The following is a 20,793-nucleotide window of genomic DNA, read 5'->3' as shown; positions in this document are numbered from 1 at the left end:
ATACTAATTTTAACCGATATTTAAATAAATGTTAAAAATATAATTCTTTAGTAGGGAGAATGAGATGAAGAAATTAATTATACCAACTTTCTGTTTTGCAGTGTTGTCTACAGTTGCTTTCGAAGAAAAAATATCTGCAGCTCCACTACATGCCGAACAGGCCAATATTGAAGACGTCATGTTTGTGCAGGTGAATTCCGGATCGCTCAATATGAGAAAAAACGGGGCGGAAGGTGCGAGCATAGTCGCAAAGCTCGCAAATGGCACACAAGTGACGGTGTATTCGGAATCCAAAGGCTGGGCGAAGATCAAAGCCAATGGAAAAGAAGGATATGTCAGTACCAAGTATTTATCGGCAACGAAGCCAGGGACTTTAACGAAAACTGCAGTGACCATTAAAACGACAACGAAATATGTGAATGTGAGCACAGGTTCACTTAATATGCGAAAAAGCGGGAGTGATAGTGCCAGCATAGTCGCAAAGCTGACAAGGGGCACACAGGTGACGGTGTATTCGGAATCCAAAGGCTGGGCTAAGGTCAAGGCCAATGGAAAAGAAGGATATGTCAGCACGAAGTATCTATCGGCAACGAAGCCTGGAACAGTGACCAAAGCTGCGGCAACGGTTAAAACGATAACGAAATATGTGAATGTGAGCACAGGTTCACTTAATATGCGAAAAAGCGGGAGTGATAGTGCCAGCATAGTCGCAAAGCTGACAAGAGGCACACAGGTAACGGTCTATTCGGAATCCAAAGGCTGGGCGAAAATCAAAGCCAATGGAAAGGATGGATATGTCAGCACGAAGTATCTATCGGCCACGAAGCCTGGAACAGTGACCAAAGCTGCGGCAACGGGTAAAACGACAACGAAATATGTGAATGTGAGCACGGGATCACTCAATATGCGAAAAAGTGGAAAAGCTACCGCAAGCATAGTGGCCATCCTTTCAAAAGGGACGAAAGTGACGGTGTACTCGGAATCAAATGGCTGGGCGAAAATCAAAGCCAATGGAAAGGATGGATATGTCAACACCAAATATCTGTCTGCTTCTAAGCCGGGATCGGGATCAACGGCAGCCACACCTGTAAAAACGACGACGAAATATGTAAACGTGAGCACGGGATCACTCAATATGCGAAAAAGTGGAAAAGCTACCGCAAGCATAGTCGCCATCCTTTCAAAAGGAACGAAAGTGACGGTGTATTCGGAATCCAATGGCTGGGCGAAAGTCAAAGCCAATGGAAAGGACGGATATGTCAGCACGAAATATCTATCTGCTACAAAGCCAGGAACGGGATCAACGGCAGTCACGCCTGAAAAAACGACGACGAAATATGTAAACGTGAGCTCTGGAACGCTCAATATGAGAAAAAGCGGATCGGAAAGCGCGAGCATAGTCGCAAAGCTGTCAAAAGGAACGAAAGTGACGGTGTATTCGGAATCCAAAGGCTGGGCGAAGATCAAAGCCAATGGAAAAGACGGCCATGTCAGTACCAAATATCTATCGACATCAAAACCAGGAACGGGATCAGTCACGCCTGAAAAAACGACGACGAAATATGTAAACGTAAGCTCTGGAACGCTCAATATGAGAAAAAGCGGATCGGAAAGCGCGAGCATAGTCGCAAAGCTGTCAAAAGGAACGGAAGTGACGGTCTATTCGGAATCCAAAGGCTGGGCGAAAATCAAGGCAAATGGGAAGGATGGGTATGTCAGTACTGACTATCTAACGACGATAAAGCCTGGAACGAACTCCAAACCATCCATATCTGAAAAAACGACAACCAAATATGTAAATGTCAGCTCGGGTTCACTGAATATGCGGAATAAGCCGTCGGATAGTGCTTCCGTCATTGTGAAACTGGCAAGGGGTGTAGAGGTGGAAGTCATCTCGGAATCAAATGGCTGGTCAAAAATTAAAGCGTATGGCGGAGAAGGTTATGTCAGTACGAAATATCTATCAGCAACGAAGCCAGGTTCTGTACCGGGACTGAATCCAGATGGAGAAGCAAACACATTATTTAAATATGTAAATGTAAGTGATGGCTCGAGTCTGAATATGCGGTCTGCGGCATCGGCTACCGCTTCAATTATAGCCAAGCTTGTAAATAATACGGCCGTAACGGTGTATTCAGAGTCTAATGGCTGGTCAAGAGTCACGGCCAATGGAAAAACCGGATATGTCAGTACGCAATATTTAACGGCCAAAGCACCGGAAGGTCCGGGAAGCTCGAATGGATCGGTAATCAGGATCGATAAAGAGTATAATCTTACGATGGAAAAGATGGTTGAAGTTCAAATGGCCGTAAACGGGCAGACGGATAAGAAGTATAAAACCTACATACGTGAAGATGGATTAACTTTAATCAATTCAACAAAAGGCACCGTTAGAGGAACTGGATGGCGTGTCAGGGGCGGAGCTGGATCGAATTATTGGGCAGTCGGTCCTGTAAGCAATAATCAATCATTGACTATTAAATCAAAAGTAAGGGGCTCTGACGGATACTATTGGTATGAGGTGGACTATAACAAGACATGGGTAAATGCCAGTCCCGAAGATATGGAATATAATCTTAACCCAAATAATTTCGTGAATGATCCAGTCCGTTCATTCCAATTCGTCAAGCTCTCCCAAGTCACTAACATGAACGTTTCTGAGGTGAATAATAGAATCCTTTCAGGCAAAGGGATACTGCAAGGCAAAGCGGCAACCTTCACTGCGGCAGGGGAAAAATACGGGGTCAATGAAATCTACCTGATTTCACATGCTTTGCTGGAGACCGGGAATGGCACTTCACCATTAGCGACTGGCGTAAAGGTGAACGGGAAAACGGTCTATAATATGTATGGAGTCGGGGCGTTTGACGGAACGGCGCTAAGCAGCGGCGCTCAATACGCCTATAATGCAGGCTGGTTCACCCCGGAAGCGGCCATCATAGGCGGTGCTGAATTCATCGCCAAAGGATATATCTCTGCTGGACAGGACACGCTTTATAAAATGAGGTGGAACCCTACAGCTGCAGAGAAATATGGATATGCATCACACCAGTATGCGACTGATATTGGCTGGGCAACAAAACAAGTGAAGCAGATTTATAATTTATATAGTTTATTAGATTCGTATAAATTGACGATTGAGGTTCCTAAGTATAAATAAAGGAACAGGAAAAAACACATGAGTCCGGCTCATGTGTTTTTTTTGCTACTCAGTTTTATCCTTTTCCAGAATCCCCTTGACGACATCCTCGATCGTCACCACTCCCAACGCCTTTTCCAAGGCAAGTTCAGCAACTGAAAAGATGGGCTCTATTGTATCTTGTATATTTCTTCCAACAGTGCATGCTGGATTAGGATTTTCATGAATTCCAAATAATTCTTTATCGGAGACAACGTTGACAGCGTGATAAACATCGAGCAAAGTGATATCCGACAATTCCTTGGCCAATGTCGCTCCGGCGATACCCGGCCGAACATTCACTAAACCTGCATTCTTCAGCATGCCAGTGATTTTTCTGATTAAGGCTGGGTTGGTGTTTACACTTTTGGCAATAAAATCGGAAGTGTTAACGCCTTCTTTGTTTATTTCTAAAAGAGATAATATATGGATTCCTACGGAAAAGCGGGTACTGATGGACATCTCTTTTTTCTCTCCTTTAAAATCTCTATTCCTATATAGTATAAATTATTTAACATGTAATTCAAGTGGTTACAAGTTATAATGACCTGCAAGAATAATATTTATCCATTAACCGTTTCCTTGTCAAGTCACGCCGTTGCTGCAAAGGCAAAAATAAAAGGTATGTGTAATTGACAAACAAGCATGGTGAAACTTATATTATAACGTGTAAATGAATCAGTTACAGGTGAAAGGTGCAGGAAGGGGGAACTGAAATCGGCCGCCATGGCTGGATAAGAAATATCGACACAACTACAAGTGATGGAGGTATATGATGGCTAATAAAAAAAAGGGTAATCAAAAACAATCTTCAGCATTCACGTTTTGGATCATCGGGTTAATCGCTGTAATCATTATTGGCTTTATATTTTTAGCAAATGGGAAAAAAGACGAAGATACAGCCGTTAATGAAATCGATTATAAATCACAACCTTATTTGGGAGAAAAATCGGCTCCTGTCCAAATAGTGGAATTTGGGGATTATAAATGTCCAGTCTGTAAGACATTCGAGGAGCAATTCTTCCCTTCTATACAAAGTGAATTGATTGATACAGGAAAAGCGCAATTTTATTTCATGAATTATTCGTTCATTAACGTCGATTCAACCAGATCCGCTAAATTCGCGGAAAGTGTTTATCAGGAATTAGGCAATGAGACTTTTTGGGAATTTCATGAGCTTTTGTTCGATAAGCAGCCAGCTGACCTGAAATATGAAAAGCAAGATGTCTTTACGGACAAATTCTTAGAAGAAACATTGAAAGAAATCGCAAATGACAAAGAAGTTAAAAAAGTCGTTACCTCTTTTAAAGCCAAAAAGTCCGAGGACCAATGGAACAAGGATATGGAGTTGGCCGACGAATTAGGTGTTACTGGAACACCTTCCTTATTCGTCAATGGCAAGAAGTTTGAAGGAAATACAATCGATGATTTAGTGAAAATGGTTGATGATGCAGCGAAGGAGAAATAGTGATGAACAAGCCACTATTACTTTCTTGGATCCTGTCCATCATCGCCACTGCCGGAAGTCTCTACTTTAGTGAGATTCTCCATTATGTACCCTGCACCTTTTGTTGGTACCAAAGGATCCTGATGTACCCGCTCGTCATCTTATTGGGCCGGGCCTTTTATGAACAGGACCTGAAAATCTATCGATACATCCTCCCATTATCGATTTTGGGCATGGCGGTGTCAGGGTATCACTATAGTCTGCAAAAAATTCCAGCACTACAGCATTTCGAAATGTGCCAAAGCGGGGTTCCCTGCTCAGGTGAGTATATAAATTGGCTAGGATTCATCACGATCCCGTTTTTGTCCTTCATCGCCTTTACGCTCATCACAATCTGCATGGCACTGCTAATGAAAAAGAAAATCAGCATGTAATCAAGCGCACCATTCTAAAAGGAATGGTGCGTTTTTATATATATCGGATGAAAAATCAGGATATAACATCAAAAATCGGACTATATCGACGAAAATCAGCAATATATCATCAAAAATCGGATTATATCGGCGAAAAACAGGATATATCATCGAAAATCGGATTATATCTGCGAAAAACAGCAATATATCAGCGAAATCTGAATTATATCGACGAAACACCTCTAAATAATAAAGTTTGACAAAACGTTAACTTGTAACTTATATTGTTACATGTAAGTAATTTAGTTACAACTAATATTTCAAAACAATATATAGGAGGAATGTAAAATGAAAATCGGTATTATTGGTGCGAGCGGAAAAGCTGGAAGTCTGATTTTAAAGGAAGCATTGACTAGGGGACATGAAGTTACGGCCATTGTCAGGGATGAAGCTAAAGTCCAAATTCAAGGAGCTTCCGTACTGGAAAAAGACGTATTCGATTTGAAAGCAGAAGATATTAAAGAATTCGATGTTGTAGTGAATGCGTTTGGCGCTGCTCCGGGGAAAGAACATCTGCATGTGGATGCAGGAAAAAACTTGATTGAAGCAATGAAAGGGGCTCCACAAACGAAACTGATCGTTGTTGGAGGAGCTGGAAGTCTTTTTGTTGACGAAGCAAAAACGATCCGTGTCCTGGATACGCCTGATTTTCCTAAAGAATATTTTGCAACAGCGTATAATCAATCCAAGAACCTTGGAGATCTGCAAAACTCCACTGATATCCAATGGACGTTCATCAGTCCTTCCGCCTTCTTTGATCCGGAAGGAAATAGAACAGGTGGGTATAAACTGGGTAAAGACAACCTTCTTGTAAACTCAAAGGGCGAAAGCTATGTAAGTTATGCCGATTTTGCCCTTGCAGTACTTGATGAAATTGAAAATCCGCAGCACATCAACCAGCGCTTTACCGTTGTTGCCGAAGCTGAATAATTTAGTGACGTCTCTCCTCTGGGGTGACGTTTTTTTACGATAGAAACTTCTGAATCGGCGCAGACTCGCCAAGGAAGACCGTTGATGTATATTTCATCGCTGATGAGGATAAAAGAGCCGACGGTGGGCACCGATAGGGAAGAAGCCGAGTAATAGAAATTGAAGCAGGTGAGATGATCAATAATTGATAAGTCTTTAGATCTATTAGCTGTGAGTAAGAAAATAAGGCCTTTTCCTTAAGAATCGGGGAAAGGCCTTAAATATTTTGGTTGCGCTTACAAATGAAGGAATTTTTTCTGTTAATATATTTACAAAAAACGAGTCTATGTTACTATGAAAAGGATGATTCAGAAAAAATTGGGGAGTTTTGTTGATTTATCCTAATATGAAGGAGTTACAAAGAATGAAAAAAGTTAAAAAGGCCATTATACCTGCAGCGGGATTGGGAACCAGATTCTTGCCCGCAACGAAGGCTATGCCTAAAGAAATGCTGCCAATAGTCGATAAACCAACTATACAATATATTATAGAAGAAGCCGTGAAAGCGGGTATTGAAGATATAATCATTGTCACAGGAAAGAATAAACGAGCGATAGAAGATCATTTTGATAATGCGTACGAACTAGAGAATAACTTGATTGAAAAAGGGAAATTCGATTTATTGGAGAAGGTGAGATACCCATCCAATTTGGCTAATATCCATTACATTAGGCAAAAAGAACCGAGAGGCCTCGGACATGCTGTTTGGTGTGCACGTAACTTTATTGGTGATGAGCCATTTGCCGTCCTTTTAGGCGATGATATCGTGGAAAGCGATGTGCCCTCCCTGCGTCAATTGATCAACGAATATGATGCGACAGGTTCGTCCATCATTGGTGTGCAGCCGGTGAATGAGAGTGAAACACATAGATATGGCATCATCGACCCGCTTACGCAAGAGGGCAGGAGATACGAAGTGAACCGTTTCGTCGAAAAACCAAAACAAGGAACGGCACCATCCAACTTAGCCATAATGGGAAGATACATACTGACTCCGGAAATATTCGACTTCCTGGCCAAGCAGGAAACAGGGGCTGGCGGTGAAATCCAGTTAACGGATGCCATCCAAAAACTGAATGAAATCCAAAGTGTCTTCGCTTATGATTTTGAAGGAAAACGCTATGATGTCGGAGTTGTCGATGGCTTTGTGAAAACGACAATTGAATTTGCCCTGCAACGTCCCGATTTAAGAGACGACATTTTAAAAGTAATGGAAAATATCCTCGAAATGCACAAGGCAGTGGATAAGTGATCTTTTAATCTAATAGAGTAATTAGTTTAGAAAAAATCTCCAACTATTGATCATTCATAGTTGTTATTTTTGGTTACTGAAATGCAAACATAATTTTGAATGGTGAATATAAATCCATAAAAGGGGATGCCTATTTAGTGAATAAGAAGGTAATAAAAAGAAAAGTCGATTTCCTTAAACAACCTATCGTTAATTTCCTATTAAAGGAAAATCATCAGCGTGTAAATAGATATGCAAAGTATTATGAGAAATTAAGCATTCAAAAAAACACCATTCTATATGAGAGCCGTGATGGAAACAGTATGACCGACAGTCCATACGCGATGTTTAAATATATGCTGGAAAATCAGGACTACCAAGATTTTATGCACATTTGGTCAATCCAGGATTTCAGTGTCCTCTCAGGTGTAATGGCGAAGTATAAGGATATGCCGAATGTTCAATTTGTTCAACGTAATTCAAAGGAATATTTAAAGTGGTTGGCAACAAGTGAGTATTTAATCAATAATTCCACATTCCAGTCTTTCTTCATCCCTAAAAGCGATCAGATTTACATCAATACCTGGCATGGTACGCCCCTTAAGAATATGGGCTTTGATATACCCGGTAACCCTTCGGTCTCTCAAAACGTTGTCAGGAACTTCTTGAGTGCAGATTTCATTTTGAGCCCTAATGCCCATACTACCAACATATTTACACATAGCTATAAGTTAAATGGATTGTATAAAGGTGAAATAATAGAAGAAGGATATCCGAGGATCGATTTGACTCTGAATACGAATCCGGGGGAGTATAAGGATTATTTAAGGACCCTGGGTTTGAATATCAGTGATGCTAAGGAAAATATTTTATATGCCCCGACTTGGAAGGGGACGAACCTTGCCAAGGTGGATAATGATCTTCTTCAAATCATTGCTGATATTCATTATTTACAAAGTCAAATCGGTGAACAATATAACCTATTAATTAAGGTGCATCCATTTCTATATAAAGAAGCGGCCAAGCATTCGGAAATCAAGGATCGGCTAATACCAGACCATGTGGATACAAATGAATTGCTTGCTGCAGTCGATTTGCTTATCACGGATTATTCCAGCATTTTCTTTGATTACCTTGTTACCGATAAGCCCATTCTATTTTACACTTGGGATACGGACGTTTATGCAGAGCAAAGGGGACAATATCTCCAAAATGACGAACTTCCGGGACCCATGCTTTTTAACTCAAAAGAATTGGCGCTAGCCATTAAAGATATTAAAGATGTGGAATTGAGATATTCCGATAAATATAAAAAAATGCAGGAAAAGTTCACGAACCATGAGGATGGAAAAGTAACAGAGAGAATAGTCAAAAATATATTCAATAAGTCTACGAAACAACTAAACACAATTACCGGGCTGGATTCGGCAAAGGAAAAAATATTAATTTATCCGGGCGGTTTGAGGGATAACGGGATTACATCTTCTTTCCTTAACTTAATGAATAATATTGATTATGATAAATATGATGTCAGCTGTTTCACGGCCACTCCTCACTCATACGAGGTTTTGAAAAATATGGGCAAGGTTAATAAGAATGTGCGTTTTCTATTCAAACCTGGCTTGCCTGTTTATAACATATTGGAAGTCTATAAAGATAAATTCATCCATAACAGAGGGGAAAGAGGTTTCTTAGGGAAGAAGCTTTACCCGGAAAATGCCTATATTAGAGAGCATGCACGTTTATTCGGCAAAACAAAGTTTGATTTTGTTATCGATTTTAGCGGTTATAGCCATTATTGGGCTAAATATCTGCTGGCGGCGGATGCAAAAAAGAAAGTTTGTTATATGCATAATGATTTGCTTTCTGATAGTGAACGCATCATTAACGGAAAGAGACCTCACCGGATTAATCTAAGAGGGATTTTTTCGGTATACAATCGATTTGATAAACTGGTAAGCGTGTCTGAGGGAACGATGGAATTAAACCGAAATAATCTATTGGAGTATGCAGACTTCGATAAATTTGATTATGTAATGAATTCCATCAACCCAGATAAAATCCTTCAATTCGAGTCAAATGAGCCTGAAGGTAGTGAAAATGATGAAAAGGCGATGATCACAGAAAACTTCAAAGCGAGGGCGATTTTAAGGGATGTCAAGGATAATCCTGTTTGGAATACCCTTCCGGGACTTTCGAATGCCGCTCAATTTCCATTGGAAGAACGATTTGAAGGTGCTGAAATCGTGATTTCGAGGAAAGCCTATGCTGATCAAAAGACTTTTTATAAATTCAGTCATGACAATCAAATAATAGGCTGGATTAGTGAAGAAGCTGTGGAGCTTCTGCCAGACAGCATTATTTATGAAAAAGAAGTGGATAAAATTGCAAGGTTAGTAAGACCACGATCGAACTATATTTGGTCCTTGCCGTATAAAGTTGAAGGAACGTACAAAGTTTCCGGCAGTCATGATTTTAAAGGGATCATTGTAAAAGTCGATAGGGAAGCAAAAACCCAGCATTCGATTTATAGCAGAATATCAGTAAAAGACAAGATCATAGGCTGGATAGATAATTCTGCTTTATCCGTGCTTGAACATTGTACAATCAATGAAGACATGAGCTATAATGACAAGCTGCAAATCATGATGAAAAGAAAATATATAATATCGAGAAACTATAAAAACAATAAAAAGTTCATCGATAAGATCGAGAATAGAACGCTGAAGGAAATAAACACCGGTAATCAGAAGTACGGTAAAATAACCAACCCGGAAGATCATACAATCTGGACGAAGGCATATCCGAACTACAAGGCTAAAAGAGTGAGCAAGGCAATCGATTTTGAAGGGCAAATCGTCAGAATCATCAAGTATAATAGAACAAACAAAGGCGGATATTACCTTTTCGAAATCGATAATAAGAAAATAGGCTGGTTAAATACGGGGGCATTCGAAATCATAGAAGAGCCAATCCTGTTAAAAGAACGGGAAGTGCGCGGCACTGCCGAAATTAACTTAGGCGATTATCATATATGGGATAAGCCTTATGGGCTACAAGATGCCATGGTCTTGGAAAATGGGCCAACCTTTAATGGCCGGATCGTTGAATTCGATAAAGAAGCGGTAACTCAACTTGGTACGTATGCCCATATATCATTGGATGGGGTATCTATAGGCTGGATCGATAAACAGGCGTTAATCGTACAAGAGGTCCTTGGGTTGGAAGTGAATGATCAATTCGTTCCATATCCTGATAAAAATGATTTTAACTTTGTCAATATGGGAAGGTTATCACCTGAAAAAGGGCAAGATAATTTGATTCGTGCATTCGCAGGCTTTCATGGGAAACACAAAAATAGTAAACTGTATATTTTAGGACAAGGACCTTTAAAGGAAGATTTGCAGGCAATCATTGATGAACTGGACTTAAATCATTCCATTCATCTTTTGGGTCAGCTTGAAAATCCATTTTCGTTCATGGAAAAATGTGATTGCTTCGTTCTTTCCTCACATTATGAAGGCCAGCCTATGGTATTATTGGAGGCAATGACCTTAGGAATGAAAATCATGGCTACTGATATAGTGGCTAACCGGACCGTTTTGGAAAACGGTAAATATGGTTTGCTTGTCGAAAATAGCATAGATGGACTGGAAAAGGGCTTATCTACCATGGTTAGTGATGATAATCCTAAACTAGCGAAGTTTGATTACACCCAATATAATGGATTGGCCATGGAAACCTTCAATAAATGCTTATAAAACGAGGGAGGTCCTTATAATCAGACCTCCCACTAATGACATATGCGAGATTTAAAGATTCATTCAAGCTTAAAGTAAAAGGGGTAATACTATATGATTTTGGTCGTTGGCGGTGCAGGATATATTGGAAGTCATCTTGTAAAAGAGTTAGTGAAAACTGAAGAGGTTGTCATTCTGGATAATCTCTCAACTGGATTTCGTTCGCTGGTTGATTCGAAGGCCACCTTGGTGGAAGGGAATTTAGGGGACGAAGCGGTCTTGAATGAAATTTTCCTTAAGTATCCGATTAAAGCGGTCATGCACTTTGCCGCTAATAGCTTGGTCGGGGAGTCTGTTCAAGATCCTTATAAATACTATGATAATAATGTAGGTGCAACTCTTACATTATTGAATACCATGCTCAAGCATGATGTTAAGAATTTCATTTTTTCATCAACGGCAGCTACGTACGGGATACCAAATGTGGATATGATTGATGAAGATCAGCCAACGAATCCGATTAACCCATATGGCCGCTCGAAATTGATGGTGGAACAGATCTTAGGGGACTTTGCAAAGGCATATGGACTTCATTATGTCGTCTTGCGTTACTTCAATGCGGCTGGAGCACATGCGTCAGCAGAAATCGGTGAAAGCCATGATCCGGAAACACACCTGATTCCAATCATTTTACAGCATTTATTAGGTCAACGTGAGAAGATTTCCGTGTTTGGTACGGACTATGACACAGAAGATGGCACATGCATTCGTGATTATATCCATGTAACGGATTTAGCCCAAGCTCATATAATCGCGCTTCAAGCCCTATTATCCGGGAAGAAAGATACGGCCATCTACAACCTTGGGAATGGAAAAGGATTTTCGGTTAAGGATGTAATCGACACTTGCGAAAAAGTCACAGGAGTTAAACCGACAGTTGAGTATGCAGACCGTCGCCCTGGAGATCCAGCCCGCCTGGTTGCTTCGGCCAATAAGATATATGAAGAACTTGGTTGGAAAGCATCGATAAATTTGGAAGAAATCATTGAAAGTGCGTGGAAATGGCATAAATCTCAAATGAATTAATGGTCCCTTGGGACTCGATAGTCATTTCAGGCTGTAGACAAACTCGAAGGAAAACGAGTTTGCCTGCAGTTTTTTTATTTGAAGAAGTTGCAGGTGATTGGAACGTAGGTACGAGACTCCTGCGAGAAAAGTGTGGCCGAGTAATTGTATAATAGTCAGAAAATAAAATCAATGGTTGTTTCACTTACTATAGGACGAAAAAGGGATATGGATAGAGATATAGAATTACTATTAAATAGAAGCACCATTCATTTAATAGGAGATGTTAGATTTGAAAACGGTAAGGGTTTTTCATTACGATGCGTTCAGCAGTAAACCGAATAAAGGAAATCCGGCAGGTGTGGTTTTAGATGCGGATGGACTGACCGAAAAGGAAATGCAGGATATAGCGATGAAGGTGGGGTTCAATGAAACCTCTTTTCCAATGGATTCCGATATTGCCGATCTTAGAATCCGTTATTTTACACCGGGACACGAAATGAATCTTTGCGGACACGCGACAATGGCTACCATCCATGCACTGAAGACCAGGGGATTATTGGATAAAGATGAGCTGATGATTGAAACAGGAGCGGGAATATTGCCAATCAAGATCCATACGACGGCGGGTCCTGATATATATATTACGATGAAGCAGGCCGCGCCGCAGTTTGAAGCGTTTAACGGAGATAAAGGTGGCTTAGCCAGTTCCCTCGGCCTTGATATAGAAGATCTGGAAAGTGAATTACCTATTGTTTATGGAAGTACAGGTTTATGGACTTTACTGGTTCCGGTAAAAGAAAGAAGTTCATTTAAAAGGATGAAGGCCAACAATAGCCTGTTTCCGCAATTATTAAAGGAAATGCCAAGAGCTTCCGTTCATCCCTTTTGCCTGGAAACGTACGATAGTGATGCCCATATGCATGCCCGGCATTTTTCCTCGCCCTATTCAGGTACGCTTGAAGACCCGGTTACAGGAACGGCTTCAGGTGTGATGGGCGCTTATTATGCAAAATACATAAAGGATGATCTTGAAGATGAGGTGCATTTGTTAATCGAACAGGGGCATGAAATCGGAAAGGATGGCAGAGTTCGCGTTACAGCTACCAAGAACGATGGCACATATGATATTGAAATCACCGGCAATGCTGTCTACGTTAAAGAATTTGAAGTGGAAGTCTAAAGGTTCATACTGAGATATAAGTCTGAAAAAGTATATGGAAAAAACCCTGTGCTAAGACGTTACGTGTCTTAGCACAGGGTTCTTGTAAATCTGAAAAACGGGGTGGATGCGACAATCGCTGTCCTTTAGATGAGGGTCACGCCGCTAAGATCAACCTTTGCTCCATGTAAAAAGTTGTAAGTGAGTTTATCCATCGAAGCTCCAGTAAAGTCGATTTTCTTTAAATCGGACATCCGAAATTGAACATTGATGAGGGTGGTATCGCGGAATGATGCCTTTCTCAATGAAGAGCCTTCGAAAATGGTTTGTTTGAAAGTTTCCCCATTGAATATAAGACCAGATAAATTACAGCTTTTAAAATGGGTTTTATTATAAATGCTGTTCTTGAAAGTTACGCCTTTTAAATTGGCACTTTTAAATAAGGTGCCAGTTAAATTGGCGTTTTCGAAGATGCAATGATCTAAGTTACTGTTTTTAAATGTGCTGTTCGTCAGGTCGGAATGACTGAAGTCAGAACGGCTTAAATCGCAGGAATTGAACTTCCCATCATGGACCGAAACCGAGCGGAAGTCGGAATCCAATAAGCGATGCCTGGAATAGTCCATGCTTATCGCCTGCTCAAGTACATTGTATTGTAAGTTGAGGGATTCCATGAGCTCTGATACCTCCCCAATCGAATCAACAGTCTGCTGGAACGCTTCCTGTTCACTGGCACCATTCCTTCTATGGTCATCGTATTTTTCCAGTAAGTTTTGCAGCAGTTCTTCTTCCAATTCCGTTGCTGTTTTTGCACTTTTGTACGGGGCAAAAATGCCATGAACATGTGCATTCAGTTTTTCAATCAAATTTCATCTTCCCTTCTTAGAGAAGGCGCTCAAGTATTCGCTTGGCCTGCTCCCAGTCATTTTTATTTTGGATATATGTGTTTTCCCCGATTGTGGTGATTTTGTAATATTTCCTTCTTCCGCCTTGTGTGGCATCTCCCCAATAAGAGATGATGCATCCATCCTTTTCCAGCCGTTTCAGGCTGGAATACATCGTCGCTTCCTTAATTTCATATTGCTCATTGGAATTCGTATATATCAGTTTGCTGATTTCATAACCATATTTATCGCCACTTTGCAGGAGTTTTAGAATCATCGTATCTACATGTCCGCGAAGCAAGTCAGAGGATAGTTGTCGTTGAACCAAATCCTCACCTCCTTTGGTATATCTTATAGTATATTACTATGACAGTCAATGTAGTTTGGTTACTATGGATCATACAGATTTGGAGGGTTTATGAAAAGAAACATGCCAATTTTAGTGAATTACTGCATCGCATATACTTTTTAATTGTACTAATTTTCCAGAGATAATAACCGCTTGGAAGGAATTTATCATGTTTCATGGAAGATGTATGTAAGGGGGTGGGGATGTTGAATAATTCGTGGAATAAAGTGATTTATAAATTTTGGTCGCCGGTTTATGACAAAATCTTCAACTCTCATCTCTTTTTAGATGCCAGGAAAAGACTGTTTGAAGAGCTGGATTTTCATGATCATGCAAAGGTCCTGTTTGTGGGAGTAGGTACGGGGGCCGATTTGGAGTTGATCAAAAACCTTGACCTTGAGATAACGGCAATAGACCTGTCGGCGGATATGCTAAAAAAAGCGATGGGGAAATTTGATGATGCATCGATCAGTTTCCTCGAGATGGATGCACAGCACATGGAATTCGCTAATGAATCGTTTGACTATGTAGTGGGAAGTTTGGTTCTTTCCGTCGTTTCTGATGCCAATGAATGTCTTCGGGAAATGATCAGGGTTTTAAAAGGCGAGGGGAAAATAATACTATTCGATAAGTTTATTTCTAAAGATGAACGGCTTTCAGTGCCCAAAAAGCTTCTGAGGCCGATTATTCGATTTTTAGGAACGGATATTGGCTTGAGGTTTGAAGACTTGTTCAGTGGACATGAGAAGAATATGGAAATTGAAGAAGATCGGCCGATCATGCTGAATGGAATGTATAGAAAGATAATCATCAGTAAACGGTTGTGAGGACATCAGGATACCACATAGAGCTGAGTTTTATTTTTTTGAAGCTAAACCGGATACGCTGTAAAGAACATGTAATATTTGACATGCATGTATAAAACCCATGTCTTCCCTAACATGGTTAATGAGCTGATCATCCGGTTATTGAGTAAGAATGGATCATATCATCAGAAGGCAGTTTGCATGCATCATTGATACCTTTAAATTCCAGTGAGCATTATATAACAACAAGGTCCACTGGTGTCTGAACGTCATATGTAACGCATTTTTGATGCGACTGTTACAGAGGCACTGGGCGAAATGAGTATAATTAAATGGTGGGATAAAAATGGAAGAGGTGATGGTTTTGTCGGAGACGATTACAACCTATGAAGATCTGTTGAACATGCTGGACTCATTATTGCGTGAACCAACTGGATTCTGGAATGGTTTTTATGAAGATCGCACAAAAGGGGTTCCCTTTTTCGGAAATTTCCCTGATGAGAATTTGGTTTCATATATTGATGGTGGGTTAATTGGGCCAGGGAAGGTTCTTGAGCTTGGATGCGGACCTGGCAGAAATGCCATTTACCTTGTTCAAAAGGGCTGTTCCGTTGATGCGGTGGACCTTTCGAAGGAAGCCCTTGAATGGGGAAAAGAACGGGCAGGAGATAAAAATGTCCAAGTGAACTTCATTCAAGGGAATATATTTGATTTGGATATTGCAAAAGGACAATATGACTTCGTATATGATTCAGGTTGTTTTCACCATATTGCTCCACATCGAAGGATGAAATATTTGGAGATGGTGAAAAAGGCGTTAAGGCCTAAGGGGTTGTATTCGATCACTTGTTTTGTCGAAGGCGGCATATTGGGTGGTTCAGATATTTCAGATTGGGAAGTATATAGGCAAAGAAGCCTTAAAGGCGGTTTAGGTTTTACCGAAGAAAAACTCAGAATGATCTTCAAGGAATTCGAAGTGGTGGAAATACGGAAAATGAAGAAAATGGAACAATCGGATGAAACCTTTGGGGTGCAAGGTTTATGGACGGCTTTATTTAGGAAATGAGAAGGCGAAATGGTTTTAAACGGAGGATCTGGGATCAGGTCCTTTTTTGTGTGGGAATTGTTAACAAAAAATAAAAATGGTAAACTATAACAAAACTATGAAGTTTTAGGAACGCAGATTTACCAGAATGATAGATGAAGGCTTTTGCTGATCTTTTTTTAAAAAACATGGTTTCAAAAACAGCTGGGAAGGTATATGGAAAGAGGGGGCCATCAGGCATCAGAGAGCATAAGGTTTTAAGTATGGAAGTTGTCTTCGATGCTTGCTTTGTTGATAATATTTCAATTCCCTGACAATGCCGTTTTCAGCGCTAGATTTATCGATTGCTTTTTATAAAAACTAAATAGGAGGAGTTTATGCACGTAAATAAAGAATTATATTCCTTTTTATTGGGTGTGGCAGCACAATTGACTGAGGATTGGTACGCATCATTGAATAAGAGTGATATTGCGGGTGTATATAGCTCAACCGATCCCAAAGTGATTAAAAAACTTAAGCAGCAAAATAATGAATTCCATTTACGTTTCTTTCAGGTTTTTGATACAGAGGAGAGGGAATTCTTTAAGCAGCTTGGTGATTGGATTGAAGAAATCGGTCAGGATGAGCAGCATTTAAACACACCCATTTATTTTATATTGAGGGAGTTTTTCCGTACGCAAGAGCAATACCTGGATTATATTGACCGGTTTGTGAAATTGCATGGAGATCAATATACACAGGAGGAAATAAACTCCTGGTATCGGATAGTGGTGAAGGTATTCAGTGAAGTGATGGAGAGGTTTACGGAAGCGAATCATAGGTATGCCAATAAAATCATGAAAGCCCAACAGGCAACGATCGATGAATTGAGCACACCCATCATTTCCCTTAAAGATAACACGGCATTGCTTCCCCTGATAGGCGATATTGACACGACGAGGGGCATGTCCTTGCTTGAAAACACCTTACAAAAGTGCGCTGAAAAAAATGTCACCAGACTTTTCATTGACCTATCCGGCGTTCATGCAATAGATAGCGGATCCGCACACAAGCTGTCTCAATTGATTGAATCCTTGCATTTGATCGGAATTCAAACAACCCTTTCAGGACTTCGGCCGGAAATAGCCATGACTGCCGTTAAGCTTCAACTTCCTTTTGATAAAGTGACGATAAAGTCCACTCTTGCCCAAGCGATCAGTACGATAAAATAATACATACATATCCAGGGCACGGGCATGTTCGTTATAAATTTCATCGAGAAGACCTCCATATGGCGGTCTTCTCGTATGTATTAGCCTCAAAATAGGAGCAAGGGCCGGAACCTGCCGGATTTTATTCAATATTGGCAAAGACGGCCAGATCTTCTTTATTGCCAACCACTAAAAGCATATCTTTTTCATGGATATCCTGATCCGGTGACGGTGCTATGATAATTTCTCCATTACTCACGATGGCAATGACGCTGATATTATATTTTGCCCGTAAATCAAGCTCCCTGAGGCTTTTTCCCTTCATGCTCATGGGGAGGATGATTTCCTCGATATTGTATTCTTTAGAAAGCTCTATATAGTTCAGCATGTTAGGGGAAAGGAGCTGATTCGCGACCCGTTCCCCCATATCCCTCTCAGGATAGATGACCCAGTCGGCACCGACTTTTGTGAGCACCTGACCGTGATTTTTATTAAGTGCTTTGGCAATGACCTTTTTGATCCCAAGCTCTTTTAAAAGCAAGGTAGTTAAAATGCTCGATTGCATGTCATTTCCGATGGCTACGATGACACAATCGAAATTACGGATTCCGATTGCTTTCAATGTCTCTTCTTCGGTCGTATCCGCCATGACTGCATGGGTAACGTTCAGTTCCGCATTCTCGACTCTTTCCTCGTTCACATCAATACCCAAAACCTCTTGGCCTGCCGTATATAATCTATGGGCCACACTGGTTCCAAATCTGCCTAAACCTATCACGGCGTATTGTCGTTTTCCCATCTTTTACACTCCTTCATTGATTATTAACCAATCATGATTTTCCCTTTTGGACGTCGGAACGGATCTGGCTTGCGCCTCATGGCGATAGCAAAGGCCAAAGTCAAAGGGCCAACACGGCCTGCAAACATCGTGAAAATGATGAGCAGCCGGCCAACCGGTGATAATTCTGGGGTCAAACCCATTGAAAGCCCCACGGTGGCAAAAGCTGAAGTGGCTTCGAACAAAATCATCAAAAAGTCAGTTCCGCTTTCAGTGATTGTCAGCAGAATGGAGATGATTGAAACCATGAATACACCAATGAACGTAACGGATAATGCTTTAAAGATCGTTTCACTCACGATGCGGTGGCGGAACAAGACCACATCACCCTTTCCCTTGATCTGTGACCAAACCGTTCCGACAAGCGTGGCCAATGTAGTCGTTTTAATCCCGCCGCCAGTCGATCCGGGTGAAGCCCCAACGAACATCAAGAAGATGATGAGCAGTAATGTAGGCTGGGTCAAATCAGGGATATTCAACGTATTGGAGCCTGCCGTCCTTGGTGAAACCGATTGAAATAAAGACGATAACGTTTTACCCATGAAAGATAAAGGCTGCAATGTCTTGGCGTTACCGAACTCGAATAAAAAGATTAAAATTGCACCTGTGATTGTAAGGATCAAGCTAGTCATCAGAACCACCTTCGTATGTACGGATAAACGATGGGTGTCACGATATTCGTATAGTTCATTCATCACGATAAAGCCTATCCCGCCAAACGTGATGAGGAAGACGACGGTAAGGGTTACGAAGGGATCGGATACATATGGGGTCAAGCTCCTGAATTCACCCATTAAATCAAAGCCGGCATTATTGAAATTCGAGATGGAATGAAAAACCCCGTAATAGATCGCTTTGCCGGTTGGCATGTCAAAAGAAAAGCGAATCGATAAGATAAGGGCACCCACACCTTCAATGATGGCCGTGAAAATTAAAAGCCGTTTCACTAATCTGACTACACCCGCCATGGATAGATTATTTAAGGACTCCTGCAAGAGTAACCTGCCTTTTAAGGAAATCTTTTTGCCTAGAAGGAAAAAGAAAAACGTCGCAAATGACATGAACCCTAATCCGCCTATCTGAATCAGTGTTAAGATGACCAACTCACCAAAAGTGGTGAAAGTCGATCCCGTATCCACTACGACAAGCCCTGTTACACAAGTAGCGGATGTTGCGGTGAATAAAGCATCCAGAAAAGAAAGACCATTCCCACTTTCAGTGGAAATCGGCAGGGTCAATAAATAGGACCCGATAAGTATCAGGATGACAAAGCCGAGTACAAGTATTTTTGGCGGATCTAACAAATTTTTTGCTTTTATCAAATTGATCATCCCTACTGTATGACTTTTAATCAACCATCTGCTTTTCGAATCTTTTTAAAAGCATAATAAAAAGACCTGCGAAAACATCGTATAGCTGTATTGCCACAAAAAGCGTGCAAAAAAAGCTTCCGAAATAGGCGGTCTTATGACCTCCTTCGCTTTAGCCGACGAAGTTAGCTGACGGGTAGGATGGCGAAAGAGCTGATCTCATCCCTTCTGCAAGGCAGAATTAACCCCAAATGATTGGGTCCTCCGTACTCATTTACCATGAGTTTTGGCCGAAATGCATTAAATTGATAAACGTATTCTACTCCCATCATTTAGCAGTTGTAAACCCCTAAATCATAAAAATATATTTCTTTAACAAAACTGAAAATTTACGTTTTATTTACATTTAGAAAACGTATTGACAAATATTAGTTAGCACATTATGATAGGTTCGATTAATCCAATTATGATAACCGGCATCGATGTACTTTATTCAATAATTTCAAGCAGAACATGCTATTGCCAATCAAAATTTGTAGTAGATATATTATGTTTCTTTTGTAAAAGATAAAGAAAAAAGCAGTACATTATTAGTTAAATTCAATACATTTTATTAAAAAGGCGGGCAATTATGGAGAAGACGTTCAATAGATATGTTATTAATGCTACAGGCAAGGGTGGCCAAACATATTTAACACAATGCCAGGATAAAGATGCACTAAGGAAATGGATAGCCGATCATGAGGATCAAATCATCATGAATGAATTAAGGATAACGGATAAGAAAAAGAATCCGTTTTTAAAATTGTTTTCCCCAAGGTAAATCAACTGATTCCAACATTCATTTGCGGTATTCAATTATTGTAATTCCCTGTGTTCTATCCAGGAACGCTGAGCGAAAAATCCATATCTTGTTTGCTTTTAAACTCATTTATTTTGAATGAGTTTTTTTGCGTTATATACAGTTTCGGTCCGAAAATGTTAAAATTTAGTAATACCAATATGGACGTAGAGAAGAGAAAAGTAAAATGAAATGATCACTTTCCGAGAGCAGCCGAGGATTGTTGGGGATGTATGGTGACACATGAAGGTGGCATCAAATTGAT

17 protein-coding genes and 1 riboswitch are annotated in these 20,793 nt (G+C 40.5%); of the genes, 12 read left to right on the top strand and 5 right to left on the bottom strand.

The features are described 5' to 3' along the window. The first annotated feature begins 64 nt into the window (after nucleotides 1-64). Complete coding sequence (locus MHB45_RS20960) at nucleotides 65-3,160, top strand: SH3 domain-containing protein (protein ID WP_235443530.1); 3,096 nt, start codon at nucleotides 65-67, stop codon at nucleotides 3,158-3,160. Between the two features lie 45 nt (nucleotides 3,161-3,205). Here the strand turns inward: MHB45_RS20960 and MHB45_RS20955 are convergent, their stop codons facing one another. Then, nucleotides 3,206-3,640 (bottom strand): Rrf2 family transcriptional regulator, encoded by a 435-nt coding sequence (locus MHB45_RS20955; protein WP_048690112.1) that lies wholly within the window; start codon nucleotides 3,638-3,640, stop codon nucleotides 3,206-3,208. A gap of 313 nt (nucleotides 3,641-3,953) precedes the next feature. Between MHB45_RS20955 and MHB45_RS20950 the strand changes: the two genes are divergently transcribed. The 7 genes from MHB45_RS20950 to MHB45_RS20920 all read left to right on the top strand — a co-directional run bounded on the left by MHB45_RS20950 (nucleotide 3,954) and on the right by MHB45_RS20920 (nucleotide 13,286). Continuing rightward, on the top strand, nucleotides 3,954-4,646 hold the full coding sequence (locus tag MHB45_RS20950) for a DsbA family protein (protein WP_048690110.1): 693 nt from the start codon (nucleotides 3,954-3,956) through the stop codon (nucleotides 4,644-4,646). 2 nt (nucleotides 4,647-4,648) lie between these two features. Then, entirely contained in the window at nucleotides 4,649-5,059 is a 411-nt protein-coding gene (locus tag MHB45_RS20945; RefSeq protein WP_048690108.1) for a disulfide oxidoreductase, read from the top strand. Nucleotides 5,060-5,386: 327 nt separating this feature from the next. Beyond that, nucleotides 5,387-6,028: an NAD(P)-dependent oxidoreductase gene (locus MHB45_RS20940; RefSeq protein WP_048690105.1), complete on the top strand. Its 642-nt coding sequence runs from the start codon at nucleotides 5,387-5,389 to the stop codon at nucleotides 6,026-6,028. 403 nt (nucleotides 6,029-6,431) lie between these two features. Then, nucleotides 6,432-7,319, top strand: coding sequence for a UTP--glucose-1-phosphate uridylyltransferase GalU (gene galU / locus MHB45_RS20935; protein ID WP_048690103.1), 888 nt, complete (start codon nucleotides 6,432-6,434; stop codon nucleotides 7,317-7,319). Nucleotides 7,320-7,456: 137 nt separating this feature from the next. After that, nucleotides 7,457-11,059, top strand: a complete 3,603-nt coding sequence (locus MHB45_RS20930; RefSeq protein WP_340908085.1) for a CDP-glycerol glycerophosphotransferase family protein — start codon at nucleotides 7,457-7,459, stop codon at nucleotides 11,057-11,059. A gap of 93 nt (nucleotides 11,060-11,152) precedes the next feature. After that, the gene (gene galE, locus MHB45_RS20925) at nucleotides 11,153-12,124 is read left to right on the top strand and encodes a UDP-glucose 4-epimerase GalE (RefSeq protein ID WP_048690098.1); all 972 of its coding nucleotides are present in this window, start codon (nucleotides 11,153-11,155) and stop codon (nucleotides 12,122-12,124) included. A gap of 271 nt (nucleotides 12,125-12,395) precedes the next feature. Further along, entirely contained in the window at nucleotides 12,396-13,286 is an 891-nt protein-coding gene (locus MHB45_RS20920) for a PhzF family phenazine biosynthesis protein (protein WP_161922148.1), read from the top strand. 125 nt (nucleotides 13,287-13,411) lie between these two features. Here MHB45_RS20920 and MHB45_RS20915 read toward each other — a convergent pair whose 3' ends face one another. Next, a complete protein-coding gene (locus MHB45_RS20915; protein ID WP_340908084.1) occupies nucleotides 13,412-14,131 on the bottom strand; it encodes a pentapeptide repeat-containing protein in 720 nt (239 codons plus the stop codon). 16 nt (nucleotides 14,132-14,147) lie between these two features. Next, nucleotides 14,148-14,426 carry a PadR family transcriptional regulator gene (locus MHB45_RS20910; RefSeq protein ID WP_373689808.1) on the bottom strand — a complete coding sequence of 93 codons (279 nt, stop codon included), beginning with the start codon at nucleotides 14,424-14,426 and terminating at the stop codon, nucleotides 14,148-14,150. Between the two features lie 278 nt (nucleotides 14,427-14,704). Here MHB45_RS20910 and MHB45_RS20905 point away from each other — a divergent pair, with 278 nt between their 5' ends. The 3 genes from MHB45_RS20905 (at nucleotide 14,705) to MHB45_RS20895 (ending at nucleotide 17,560) form a co-directional block, all read left to right on the top strand. Then, nucleotides 14,705-15,325, top strand: a complete 621-nt coding sequence (locus MHB45_RS20905; RefSeq protein ID WP_340908083.1) for a class I SAM-dependent methyltransferase — start codon at nucleotides 14,705-14,707, stop codon at nucleotides 15,323-15,325. A 343-nt stretch (nucleotides 15,326-15,668) separates the two neighbouring features. Continuing rightward, nucleotides 15,669-16,370 carry a class I SAM-dependent methyltransferase gene (locus MHB45_RS20900; RefSeq protein ID WP_161922828.1) on the top strand — a complete coding sequence of 234 codons (702 nt, stop codon included), beginning with the start codon at nucleotides 15,669-15,671 and terminating at the stop codon, nucleotides 16,368-16,370. A gap of 356 nt (nucleotides 16,371-16,726) precedes the next feature. Beyond that, nucleotides 16,727-17,560, top strand: coding sequence for an STAS domain-containing protein (locus MHB45_RS20895; protein WP_048690085.1), 834 nt, complete (start codon nucleotides 16,727-16,729; stop codon nucleotides 17,558-17,560). A 121-nt stretch (nucleotides 17,561-17,681) separates the two neighbouring features. Here the strand turns inward: MHB45_RS20895 and MHB45_RS20890 are convergent, their stop codons facing one another. Further along, entirely contained in the window at nucleotides 17,682-18,338 is a 657-nt protein-coding gene (locus MHB45_RS20890) for a potassium channel family protein (protein ID WP_034310793.1), read from the bottom strand. Nucleotides 18,339-18,361: 23 nt separating this feature from the next. Then, nucleotides 18,362-19,699: a TrkH family potassium uptake protein gene (locus MHB45_RS20885; protein ID WP_048690082.1), complete on the bottom strand. Its 1,338-nt coding sequence runs from the start codon at nucleotides 19,697-19,699 to the stop codon at nucleotides 18,362-18,364. Between the two features lie 147 nt (nucleotides 19,700-19,846). Beyond that, nucleotides 19,847-19,989: riboswitch (cyclic di-AMP (ydaO/yuaA leader) on the bottom strand. 329 nt (nucleotides 19,990-20,318) lie between these two features. Between MHB45_RS20885 and MHB45_RS20880 the strand changes: the two genes are divergently transcribed. Further along, nucleotides 20,319-20,510 carry a hypothetical protein gene (locus tag MHB45_RS20880; protein WP_034310797.1) on the top strand — a complete coding sequence of 64 codons (192 nt, stop codon included), beginning with the start codon at nucleotides 20,319-20,321 and terminating at the stop codon, nucleotides 20,508-20,510. Nucleotides 20,511-20,793 lie beyond the last annotated feature (283 nt).

Origin of the sequence: Peribacillus sp. FSL K6-5616 (genome assembly GCF_038008245.1) — a bacterium.
In the GTDB taxonomy this organism is placed as follows: Bacteria; Bacillota; Bacilli; order Bacillales; family DSM-1321; genus Peribacillus; species Peribacillus frigoritolerans.
The sequence above is the reverse complement of the archived record's forward strand: the minus strand, read 5'-3'. Positions and strand labels throughout refer to the sequence as shown.